Below are 10,671 nucleotides of genomic sequence, written 5' to 3'. Positions count from 1 at the left end.
CTAAGGCGATCCCTGTGGGCCGGCTTACCGGCGATTAGGCCAGAACAGGCAATACAGACCTAAAGCCCGGCCCGACCAGGCCGATAACCGGTTATCCCCCCTGTTTCCCACCGAAGGTCACCATGGCCACGCAAAAAGCCCGCGCGGACTCCTTGTCGCTGCTGCTGTTCACCCTGCGCAGCGGCAAGCTGATGGCAATCAACCTGCTCAAGGTCAGCGAGATCATCCCCTGCCCGCCGCTGACCAAGCTGCCCGAGTCGCACCCCCACGTGAAAGGCGTAGCCACCTTGCGTGGCCATTCGTTGTCGGTCATCGACCTGTCCCGTGCCATCGGCGAGCAGCCGCTTGAGGACCCGCAAGGCGGTTGCCTGATCGTCACAGAGATCAGCCGTTCGCGCCAGGGCCTGCACGTGCAGGCCGTAAGCCGCATCGTGCATTGCCTGAGCACCGACATCAAACCGCCGCCCTATGCCTCGGGCAACCGCTCGTTCATCACCGGTGTTACCCGCGTCGACAACACCTTGGTGCAGGTGCTGGATATCGAGAAGGTCATCCACGGCATTGCCCCGCCTGCGCCAGAGCCAGCGCGCGGTTCAGTAAGCGCAGAAGACGCCAGCCTGCTGGCCGCCACCAATATCCTGGTGGTGGACGACAGCCAGGTGGCCCTGCAGCAGTCGGTGCACACCCTGCGCAACCTGGGCATCGAATGCCACACCGCGCGCAGCGCCAAGGACGCGATCAATGTGCTGCTGGAACTGCAAGGCACTGCACAGGAGATCAACGTGGTCGTCTCCGATATCGAAATGAGCGAGATGGATGGCTACGCCTTCACCCGAACCCTGCGTGAAACCCCCGACTTCCAGCACCTGTACGTGCTGCTGCACACCTCGCTGGACAGCGCCATGAGCAGCGAGAAGGCAACCCAGGCCGGGGCGAATGCCATCCTCACCAAGTTTTCCTCACCGGAGCTGACCGATTGTCTGGTGGTGGCAGCACGTGCCGTGGTGTTCGCCGAGCACTGATATATTCAGCGACAAACTCCCCGGCTTGCTGCCGGGGGCAAGTCGGGCATAATTCGGGCCCTCGCAAAAAATTTGCCGGAACCCGCCATGAAGTATCTCAGCTCCATCCTGATCGGCTGCGCTCTTTTCAGCGGTATCGCCCAGGCTTCCAGCAGCCAGGCCTGGAACACGCAGCGCCAGCAGATGCTCAAAGCCTGCCTGGCGGCCAGCCAGTTCAAGGACGCCCACGCCCGCGGCAAGCCCGCCGAATTCGATGACCAGGTAGGCATGAGTGCCTTGCTGGTCGAAGGTGTCTACCCGCAGAAGCACATGCAGCAGCGCACTGGCACCGAGCTGTGCCTGTACGACCGCCAACAGCAGCGTGCCTTCGTCAGCGAATGGAGCCCGCAAGCCAAGTGACCGCCACCTTGCGTTTTGGCTGCACCGGATGCGGCAGGTGCTGCAGCGGCCACCATGTCCCCCTGACCCTGGCCGAGGCAGGCCGCTGGGCACATGACGGCGGTCAGGTGGTTGTGCTGATCGAAGCCTTCGTCACCGATGGCCCGGGCATGCCGGTGGAGCAACGTGAGCATGTGCTGCGCCGGTCGTACCCGGTAGCCTGCGGCAATGGCCAGGCGCGGGTGTCGGTGACCTTTGCCGCGTTCAACCCCGGCCGCTGCCGCAACCTGGACGACAACGACCGCTGCAGCATCTATGAGCAACGGCCGTTGGTTTGCCGCATCTACCCGGTGGAAATCAACCCGCACCTCCCCCTGCGCCCAGAGACCAAGGACTGCCCGCCAGAAGCCTGGCAGCAGGGGCCTGCGCTGCTTCACGGCACGCAACTGGTGGATGCCGGGCTGGAGGCATTGGTGCAGGCTTCGCGCCAGGCCGACCGTGACGACATTGGCGCCAAGGTGGCGGTGTGCCAGGCACTGGGCATGACCACCAGTGCGCTCAAGGGCAACGGGTTTACCGCCTACCTGCCGGACATGGGCGCGTTTGCCGGGGCGCTGGCGCAGGTGCCGGATGATGACGGTACACAGTGGACCTTGCATGTGGAGGATGAGACGCTGGCGGCGGGCTTGCAGGGGCAGGGCTTGCACACCACCAACGAGCCCCCGGTGTATTACGCCTTTATCGGTTTCTAGCCCTGCAGGTGGTGGGCGCGGGTTCACCCGCGAGGGAGCAGACCGGGCAGCCGGTTATCTGAAACTGACACGGTTGTCAGCCAGCGGTCACGCTGCCGACCCGGTTCGGCGGCTATAAGATGGAATGACTGACCACCCTCCCCATTGGCCAAGGTGCCCGCACCAATGCGACGTCCGTTCCGCTCTGCCTTGCTTGCCGCCTTGGTACTGCTCATCCTGGTAGCAGCGGGAACTTGGTACACCCAGCGCCAGCCTGCCCCCGCCGCCCGCTCGCAAACGGCCATCCCGGTGCGGGTGGTAACCGTCGCCCAACAGGACGTACCCCGCTACGCCAGTGCCATCGGTTCGGTGCTGTCGCTGCACAGCGTCGAGGTGCGCCCGCAGGTCGAGGGGGTTCTGACCCAGGTTCTGGTCAAGGAAGGCCAGTGGGTCAAGCAGGGCGACTTGCTCGCCACCCTCGACGACCGCGCCATACAGGCCCAGCTCGACCAGGCGCGCGCCCTGCTCGGCCAAAGCCAGGCGCAGATCCAGGTGGCGGCAGTGGACTTGCGGCGCTACCGCCTGCTCAGCCGCGATAACGGCGTGTCCAGGCAACAGCTCGACCAGCAACAGGCACTGGTCAACCAGTTGCAGGCCACCGTCGAAGGCAACCAGGCAGCCATCGCCAACGCCCAGGTGCAGCTGTCGTATACCCGAATCCGCTCGCCGGTGACTGGCCGGGTGGGCATTCGCAACGTCGACCCGGGCAACCTGGTACGCACCAGCGACACGCAAGGCTTGTTCAGCGTGACGCAGATCGACCCGATCGCCGTCGAGTTCGCCCTGCCCCAGCAAATGCTGCCAACCCTGCAACGCCTGCTCACGGCACCGGCCCCTGCGCTGGTGCAGGCGTACATGGACGCTGACGGCGAACGCAGCCTGCTTGGCGAAGGCCACCTGGCGCTGATCGACAACCAGGTTTCCCCCACCACCGGCACCGTGCGGGTCAAAGCCGAATTCGACAACAAGGACGGCCGCCTGTGGCCGGGGCAACTGGTCACCGTCCGCCTGCGCACCGCCGTGCAGGAAAACGCCCTGGTGGTCCCGCCGCCGGTGGTGCAACGTGGGGTGGACGGGCACTTCGTCTACCGCCTGGACGGCGACAAGGTCACCAGCGTGCCGGTCAAGGTGCTGTACCAGGACAGCGAGCTGAACGTCATTGCCGGGGTCAAGCCGGGTGAGCGCCTGGTGCTCGATGGCCAGTCGAGGCTCAAGCCCGGTTCACGAGTCGAGGTCAGCCCCGATGCGCCTCCAGCGCCGGCCATCGCAGACCAGCGGAGCCAGCCATGAACACGCGCAACGGTGTTTCGGCCTGGTGCATCGACCACCCCATCGCCACCTTGTTGCTGACCTTCGCCCTGGTGCTGTTGGGCGCCATCGCCTTCCCACGGCTGCCGGTCGCCCCCTTGCCCGAGGCCGATTTCCCCACCATTCAGGTGACCGCGCAACTGCCCGGCGCCAGCCCGGAAACCATGGCCTCGTCGGTGGCAACCCCGCTGGAGGTGCAATTCAGTGCCATCCCCGGCATGACCCAGATGACCAGCAGCAGCGCGCTGGGCTCGACCACCCTGGTGCTACAGTTCACCCTCGACAAGAACATCGACACGGCCGCGCAGGAAGTGCAGGCGGCGATCAACACCGCTACTGCGCGCCTGCCGCAAGACCTGCCCAACCCGCCCACCTGGCGCAAGGTAAACCCGGCCGACAGCCCGGTGCTGGTGATGACAGTCAGCTCCAGCCAGATGCCCGGCAACGACCTCAGCGACTACGCCGAAACCTTGCTGGCTCGGCAGTTGAGCCAGATCGAAGGGGTCGGCTTGATCAACATCACCGGGCAACTGCGCCCGGCGATCCGCGTGCAGGCGCAGCCGGAAAAACTCGCCGCCATCGGCCTGACCCTGGCCGACCTGCGCCAGGCCATTGCGCAAACCAGCCTGAACCTGGCCAAGGGCGCCCTGTACGGCGAACACAGCGTGTCGACCCTGGCCGCCAACGACCAGCTGTTCCACCCCGAGGACTACGCGCAACTGATCGTCTCGTACCGCAACGGTAGCCCGGTGTACCTGCGCGACGTGGCCACGGTCGTCAGCGGCGCGGAAAACGCCTACGTCAAGGCCTGGTCCGGCGACCAGCCGGGGCTGAATCTGGTGATCTTCCGCCAGCCCGGCGCCAATATCGTCGACACCGTGGACCGGGTCATGGCCGCGCTGCCCAAGCTGCAGGAAATGCTGCCGGCCTCGGTCGAGGTGTCGGTGCTGCAAGACCGCACGCAAACCATCCGCGCCTCGCTGCATGAGGTGGAACTGACCTTGATGATCGCCGTGGCGCTGGTCATCGGGGTGATGGCGCTGTTCCTGCGCCAGTGGTCGGCGACGCTGGTGGTATCCAGCGTACTCGGGGTCTCGCTGATCGCCAGTTGCGCACTGATGTACGTGCTGGGCTTCAGCCTGAACAACCTGACCTTGGTGGCCATCGTCATTTCCGTGGGTTTCGTGGTGGACGATGCCATCGTGGTGGTGGAGAACATCCACCGCCACCTGGAAGCCGGCGACGACAGCCGTACCGCAGCGCTCAAGGGTGCAGGGGAAATCGGCTTCACCGTGGTCTCGATCAGCCTGTCGCTGATCGCAGCGTTCATCCCACTGCTGTTCATGGGCGGGGTGGTTGGCCGGCTGTTCAAGGAATTCGCCCTGACCGCCACATCCACCATCCTGATTTCAGTGGTGGTGTCGCTGACCCTGGCGCCGACCTTGTGTGCGCTGTTCATGCACCGCCCACCTGGCGGGCACCAGGGCGGTTTCGGCGAACGCCTGGTCAACTGGTACGAGCGGGGCCTGAACCGTGCCCTCGCCCACCAGCGCGTGACGCTGGGCGTGTTCGCAGTGACCCTGGCGCTGGCGGTCGTGGGCTACGTGGCCATCCCCAAGGGCTTTTTCCCGCTGCAGGACACCGGCTTCATCCTTGGCACCAGCGAGGCGGCCGCGGATGTGTCGTACCCGTCGATGATCGAGAAACATCAGGCGCTGGCGAAAATCATCGGTGCCGACCCGGCGGTGCGCGCGTTCTCGCATTCGGTGGGCGTTACCGGCAGCAACCAGACCATCGCCAACGGCCGTTTCTGGATTGCCCTCAAGCCCCGTGGCGAGCGGGATGTCTCGGCCAGCGAACTGATCGACCGCCTGCGCCCCAAGCTGGCCCAGGTGCCGGGGATCGTGCTGTACATGCGCGCCGGCCAGGACATCAACCTCAGCTCCGGCCCTTCACGCACCCAGTACCAGTACGTGCTCAAGAGCAACGACGCCGAGGCGCTCAACCTGTGGACCCAGCGCCTGACCGAGCGGCTGCGCAACAACCCGGCGCTGCGCGACCTGTCCAATGACCTGCAACTGGGGGCCAGCGTCACGCGCATCGACATCGACCGCCAGGCCGCCGCCCGTTTCGGCCTGACCACTACAGACGTCGACCAGGCACTGTACGACGCCTTCGGCCAGCGCCAGATCAGCGAGTTCCAGACCGACACCAACCAGTACAAGGTCATTCTGGAACTGGATGCGCGCCAGCGTGGTAAAGCCGAGAGCCTCAACTACTTCTACCTGCGTTCGCCCCTGAGCAATGAAATGGTGCCCCTGGCGGCCGTGGCCCATGTGGCGCCGCCCAGTACCGGGCCGCTGTCGATCAGCCACGACGGCCTGTTCCCGGCCGCCAACCTGTCGTTCAACCTGGCCCCGGGCGTGGCCCTTGGCGATGCGGTGAGCATCCTTGAACGCACCCAGCGCGAGCTGGGCATGCCCGATTCGATCAGCGGCAACTTCCAGGGCGCGGCGCAGGCCTTCCAAAGCTCGCTGGCGAGCCAGCCTTGGCTGATCCTGGCGGCACTGGTGGCGGTGTACATCATTCTCGGCGTGTTGTACGAAAGTTTTGTCCACCCACTGACGATCATCTCCACCCTGCCCTCGGCGGGCCTTGGCGCGTTGATCCTGCTGTGGGCCATGGGCCAGGACTTCAGCATCATGGGGCTGATCGGCATCGTGCTGCTGATCGGCATCGTCAAGAAAAACGGCATCCTGCTGATCGACTTTGCCCTGCAAGCCCAGCGCCAGCAGGGCCTTTCACCGGAACAGGCGATCCACCAGGCCTGCTTGACGCGGTTCCGGCCGATCATCATGACCACCCTGGCCGCGCTGCTCGGCGCGGTACCGCTGATGTTCGGCTTTGGCACCGGCGCGGAATTGCGCCAACCACTGGGCATTGCCGTGGTCGGCGGCCTGCTGGTGAGCCAGGCGCTGACGCTGTTCACCACCCCGGTCATATACTTGGCCCTGGAGCGCCTGTTCCATCGCCGTCAGGCTGCCCGCGCGGCAGCGCCAAGTGCCAGCTAGGACAAGACCATGCGTGTGCTGATCATCGAAGACGAAGAAAAAACCGCCGACTACCTGCATCGCGGCCTCACCGAGCAAGGCTTCAGTGTGGACCTGGCGCGCGATGGCATCGATGGCCTGCACCTGGCCCTGGAGGGCGACTATGCCGTCATTGTGCTGGATGTGATGCTGCCCGGGCTGGACGGCTACGGCGTGCTCCGCGCCCTGCGCGCGCGCAAGCAGACCCCGGTGATCATGCTGACCGCCCGTGAGCGGGTCGAAGACCGTATCCGTGGCCTGCGCGAAGGCGCCGATGACTACCTGGGCAAGCCATTTTCGTTTCTGGAACTGGTGGCCCGGCTGCAGGCTTTGACCCGCCGCAGCAGCAGCCATGAGCCCCTGCAGATTCAGGTGGCCGACCTGTGGATCGACCTGATGGCACGCAAGGCCACGCGGGCCGGCCAGCGCCTGGACCTGACCGCCAAAGAGTTCTCGCTGCTCAGCGTGCTGGCCCGCCGGCAGGGGGAAATCCTGTCGAAGACGGCAATTGCCGAACTGGTCTGGGACATCAATTTCGACAGCGACGCCAACGTGGTCGAGGTCGCGATCAAACGCCTGCGGGCCAAGCTCGACGGGCCGTTCGACCAGAAACTGCTGCACACCATTCGAGGCATGGGTTATGTCCTGGAAAACCGTGCGGGGTAACTCCATTGCGCTGCGTTTGTCGGCGTTGTTCATCCTGGTGGCCTTGGCCGTGTTCCTGCTGATCGGCTCGGCCCTGTATCGCCAGGTCGACCGCAGCCTCGACCTGCTGCCGCAAGCCGAGCTGGAGGCGCGCTTCAGCGTGCTCGAATCCACACTCAACCGCTACGGCACGCCCGAGCACTGGGCCAAGATCATCAACAAGCTGAACCTGCTGAGCGAGGAAGACAAGCGCATCCGTTTCTGGGTGGTCGGTAGCGACCCCGGCTATGAATATGGCCAGCCCAGCGCGCTGGTGCGCCAGTTCGCCGAGGGCGCGCAGGGCATGCGCGACCTGCGCCTGCCGGACCACCCCTACCCGTACAAAGTGCTGGTCAGCGAGCTGCCGGCGCTAGGCCAGCGCCCGCCACTGCGGTTCATGATTGGCATCGACACCGAAACCTTCTGGCAGGCCCAGCACAGCCTGCTGCTGGCGATCATCGGGCTGGCAGTGCTTGGCGTGCTGCTGGCCTCGGTGCTGGGCTACTGGGTCGCGCGCATCGGCTTGCGCCCTTTGCTGGCGCTTTCCAGGGAGGCCCAGGCACTGGCCCCGCCACGCCTGGACGGGCGCCTGCAAACCCAGGCCCTGGCCCCTGAGCTGGCGCAGTTCGCCAGTGCCTTCAACGCCGCGCTCGACCGGGTCAGCCAGGCCTACTCACGGCTGGAGGCGTTCAATGCCGACGTTGCCCACGAGCTGCGTTCGCCGCTGACCAACCTGATCGGCCAGACCCAGGTGGCGCTGACCCGCGGGCGCAGTGCCGAGCACTACTTCGAAGTGCTGCAATCGAACCTGGAAGAGCTGGAGCGCCTGCGCAGTATCATCAACGACATGCTGTTCCTGGCCAGTGCCGACCAGGGCAGCAAAGCCACTGCCCTGACCCAGGCATCGCTGGCCGAAGAGGTGGCGACCACACTCGACTACCTTGACTACATTCTCGAAGACGCGCAGGTCAGCGTCAGCGTCAGTGGCGATGCCCAGGTTCCCATCGAAAAAGCCCAATTGCGCCGGGCGTTGATCAACCTGCTGAACAATGCCGTGCAGCATACGGCGCCGCACCAGGTGATCCAGGTAAGGATCGTCCCCGGGCCGCAGCAGGTCAGCATTGCCGTGAGCAACCCGGGGCCGGCGATTGCCGACGAGCACCTGCCGCTGCTGTTCGAGCGTTTCTACCGGGTGGATGCGGCGCGCAGCAACAGCGGGGGCGGTAACCATGGCTTGGGCCTGGCCATCGTCAAGGCGATTGCGCTGATGCATGGCGGGGACGTGTTCGTGCGCAGTGAAGCCGGGGCGAATACATTCGGTATCCAGCTCCCGACCTGTAGGAGCGGTCTTGTGTCGCGATGGGGTGCGAAGCAGCCCCTGGTTCAATGACCGGGCGGCAATTGTCGGGGCTGCAAAGGCCGCGTCTAGCCTGCGGCTTGCAGACGAAAGCCCTATTGCTTTTTGCGTACATCGTTACCTTTTGCGCAACAGTGCTTATCGCACTTCGCTCTGTATCAAGTGCAATGAAAGGACTAACTTTAGCCCGTCCTCATTAGCACTTGCACAGCAAGAAGGTAGTTTCAAATGTCCAACAGTATGGGTATTGCCAGCGTTTTCGTCCTGTCGTCCCTGTTGTTGTCGCCCCTGGCCGTGGCCGAAGAATCGCCGGCGTTCGTCAACCGTAACAGCGAACTCGCCGCCGCGCACCAGGAGGCCCGCGAAAGCGTTGCCGCACATAAGGCCGACGTGATGAAAGATGCTGAACAGACAGCTTCCAAGGCCTCTGTCGATGCCAAAGCCGACAGCTGATCAGGCGCTGTTGTTGCTTCCACTTTCCCTTGGCTACGCCATGGGCACAGCCTGTGCCGATATGTTAGCCTTTTAAAGCCGCTGCCCATCAGCGGCTTTTTTTATGTGCCCGTAACTCTCAGCCCGGCTGTAACGTTTACCCATAAGAAAGACGCACATTCAAAATAAAAACTGCCCCACCGTCAGACCAAAGGAGCTTCTACCGGTGCCTTCCGCGTTTCGTTTCACCCCGTTTTTCATTGCATTGACTGCAACGATCCCTTGCGCCGCCCAGGCAGATGAAGACAAGGCTGATGGCTTCATCGAAGGGTCGTCCTTCAATCTGCATTTGCGCAATGCCTACTTCAACCGCGACAACCACAACGCCGGCGTGCGCGATACCCGCGAGTGGGGCCAGGGCGCAGTGGCGCGGTTCGAGTCGGGCTACACCCCAGGCACGGTCGGTTTTGGCCTGGACGCCCATGCCATGCTGGGCCTGAAGCTCGACGGTGGCGGCGGCCATGCCGGCACCAGCATCCTGCCAGCGCACATCAAGGACGACGGCGAACTGGGTGCTGCGCCGCATTCGTTTTCCACCGCTGGCGCTGCAGTCAAGCTCAAAGCCTTCGACACCGAACTGAAGGCCGGTGACCTGTTCCTCACCAACCCGGTGATTGCCGGCGGCGAAACCCGCATGCTGCCGCAAACCTTCCGCGGTGTGAGCCTGATCAACACCAGCGTCGACGGTTTGCTGCTCGAAGGCGGCCAGGTGAGCTTCACCCACCCGTACAACCAGAGTGGCCACCGCCGCATCGACACCTACTACGGCTCGCTCGACGAACACGACAAGAGCAAGCACCTGAACTGGGCTGGTGCCTCCTGGAGCGGTACGCCGAACATCACCGCCAACCTGTACGCCGCCGAACTGAAGGACATCTGGAACCAGTACTACGCTGATTTCGACTACACCTACGTGGTCAGCGATCTGGTCAGCCTGAACCCCGGTGTGCACTTCTATCACACCCAGGACACCGGCCAGGCCCTGCTGGGCAAGATCGACAACAACACCTACAGCGTGCACTTCACCGTCAACGCCGGGTACCACAGCGTCACCGCCGCCTACCAGCGGGTCAATGGCAACACCCCGTTCGACTACATCAACCTGGGCGACAGCGTGTACCTGGACAACTCGCGCATGTACTCGGACTTCAACGCCCCCAACGAGCGGTCGTGGAAGCTGCAGTACAGCTATGACTTCGCAGGTGTCGGCGTGCCTGGCCTGACCAGCTCGCTATCCTATTCGCGCGGCGAAGCGGACCTGACCAAGGCCACCCAGGACACCACCCATTACGACTACTACCGTGCCGATGGCAAGAACGCCATGCATTGGGAACGCGACCTGGACCTGAAGTACGTGTTCCAGGAGGGTGACCTGAAGGACCTGTCGGTGCTGGTGCGCTATGCCACCCACCGTGGCAGCCAGGGCTATGCCTCGATCGACAGCAACAGCGACAACGATGAGCTGCGGGTGATCGTCGATTACCCCGTGAACGTGTTCTGACCCTCGTTGGCAGGCAGCACACCTGAACGCCTGTGGGAGATTCTATGGT

9 protein-coding genes are annotated in these 10,671 nt (G+C 64.1%); all 9 read left to right on the top strand.

Going from position 1 to position 10,671, the window contains the following annotated elements; all coding sequences use genetic code 11:
• Positions 1-122: 122 nt before the first annotated feature.
• The gene (locus tag G1E_RS21430; protein ID WP_009685181.1) at positions 123-1,022 is read left to right on the top strand and encodes a chemotaxis protein; all 900 of its coding nucleotides are present in this window, start codon (positions 123-125) and stop codon (positions 1,020-1,022) included.
• Between the two features lie 87 nt (positions 1,023-1,109).
• On the top strand, positions 1,110-1,421 hold the full coding sequence (locus G1E_RS21425; protein WP_009685180.1) for a hypothetical protein: 312 nt from the start codon (positions 1,110-1,112) through the stop codon (positions 1,419-1,421).
• A complete protein-coding gene (locus tag G1E_RS21420) occupies positions 1,418-2,152 on the top strand; it encodes a YkgJ family cysteine cluster protein (RefSeq protein WP_009685179.1) in 735 nt (244 codons plus the stop codon). Before G1E_RS21425 ends, G1E_RS21420 begins: the two co-directional genes overlap by 4 nt.
• Before the next feature lie 165 nt (positions 2,153-2,317).
• Complete coding sequence (locus G1E_RS21415; RefSeq protein WP_009685178.1) at positions 2,318-3,481, top strand: efflux RND transporter periplasmic adaptor subunit; 1,164 nt, start codon at positions 2,318-2,320, stop codon at positions 3,479-3,481.
• Positions 3,478-6,570, top strand: a complete 3,093-nt coding sequence (locus G1E_RS21410) for a multidrug efflux RND transporter permease subunit (RefSeq protein WP_009685177.1) — start codon at positions 3,478-3,480, stop codon at positions 6,568-6,570. Before G1E_RS21415 ends, G1E_RS21410 begins: the two co-directional genes overlap by 4 nt.
• A 9-nt stretch (positions 6,571-6,579) precedes the next feature.
• Positions 6,580-7,254, top strand: a complete 675-nt coding sequence (locus G1E_RS21405) for a heavy metal response regulator transcription factor (protein ID WP_047150090.1) — start codon at positions 6,580-6,582, stop codon at positions 7,252-7,254.
• Positions 7,229-8,662, top strand: coding sequence for a heavy metal sensor histidine kinase (locus G1E_RS21400; protein WP_047150089.1), 1,434 nt, complete (start codon positions 7,229-7,231; stop codon positions 8,660-8,662). Before G1E_RS21405 ends, G1E_RS21400 begins: the two co-directional genes overlap by 26 nt.
• Positions 8,663-8,857: 195 nt before the next feature.
• Complete coding sequence (locus G1E_RS21395; RefSeq protein WP_009685173.1) at positions 8,858-9,082, top strand: hypothetical protein; 225 nt, start codon at positions 8,858-8,860, stop codon at positions 9,080-9,082.
• A gap of 205 nt (positions 9,083-9,287) precedes the next feature.
• Entirely contained in the window at positions 9,288-10,622 is a 1,335-nt protein-coding gene (locus G1E_RS21390; protein ID WP_009685172.1) for an OprD family porin, read from the top strand.
• Positions 10,623-10,671: the final 49 nt, after the last annotated feature.

The organism is Pseudomonas sp. TJI-51 (assembly GCF_000190455.2).
In the GTDB taxonomy this organism is placed as follows: domain Bacteria; phylum Pseudomonadota; class Gammaproteobacteria; order Pseudomonadales; family Pseudomonadaceae; genus Aquipseudomonas; species Aquipseudomonas juntendi.
Note: the sequence above shows the minus strand (reverse complement) of the source record. Positions and strands in the feature narration are given on the sequence as shown.

Bases quoted from the DNA above. Each gene is read 5' to 3' on its own strand.
- G1E_RS21430 (WP_009685181.1), top strand. From the start codon at position 123: ATGGCCACGCAAAAAGCCCGCGCGGACTCCTTGTCGCTGCTGCTGTTC.
- G1E_RS21425 (WP_009685180.1), top strand. From the start codon at position 1,110: ATGAAGTATCTCAGCTCCATCCTGATCGGCTGCGCTCTTTTCAGCGGT.
- G1E_RS21415 (WP_009685178.1), top strand. From the start codon at position 2,318: ATGCGACGTCCGTTCCGCTCTGCCTTGCTTGCCGCCTTGGTACTGCTC.
- G1E_RS21410 (WP_009685177.1), top strand. From the start codon at position 3,478: ATGAACACGCGCAACGGTGTTTCGGCCTGGTGCATCGACCACCCCATC.
- G1E_RS21405 (WP_047150090.1), top strand. From the start codon at position 6,580: ATGCGTGTGCTGATCATCGAAGACGAAGAAAAAACCGCCGACTACCTG.
- G1E_RS21400 (WP_047150089.1), top strand. From the start codon at position 7,229: ATGTCCTGGAAAACCGTGCGGGGTAACTCCATTGCGCTGCGTTTGTCG.
- G1E_RS21395 (WP_009685173.1), top strand. From the start codon at position 8,858: ATGTCCAACAGTATGGGTATTGCCAGCGTTTTCGTCCTGTCGTCCCTG.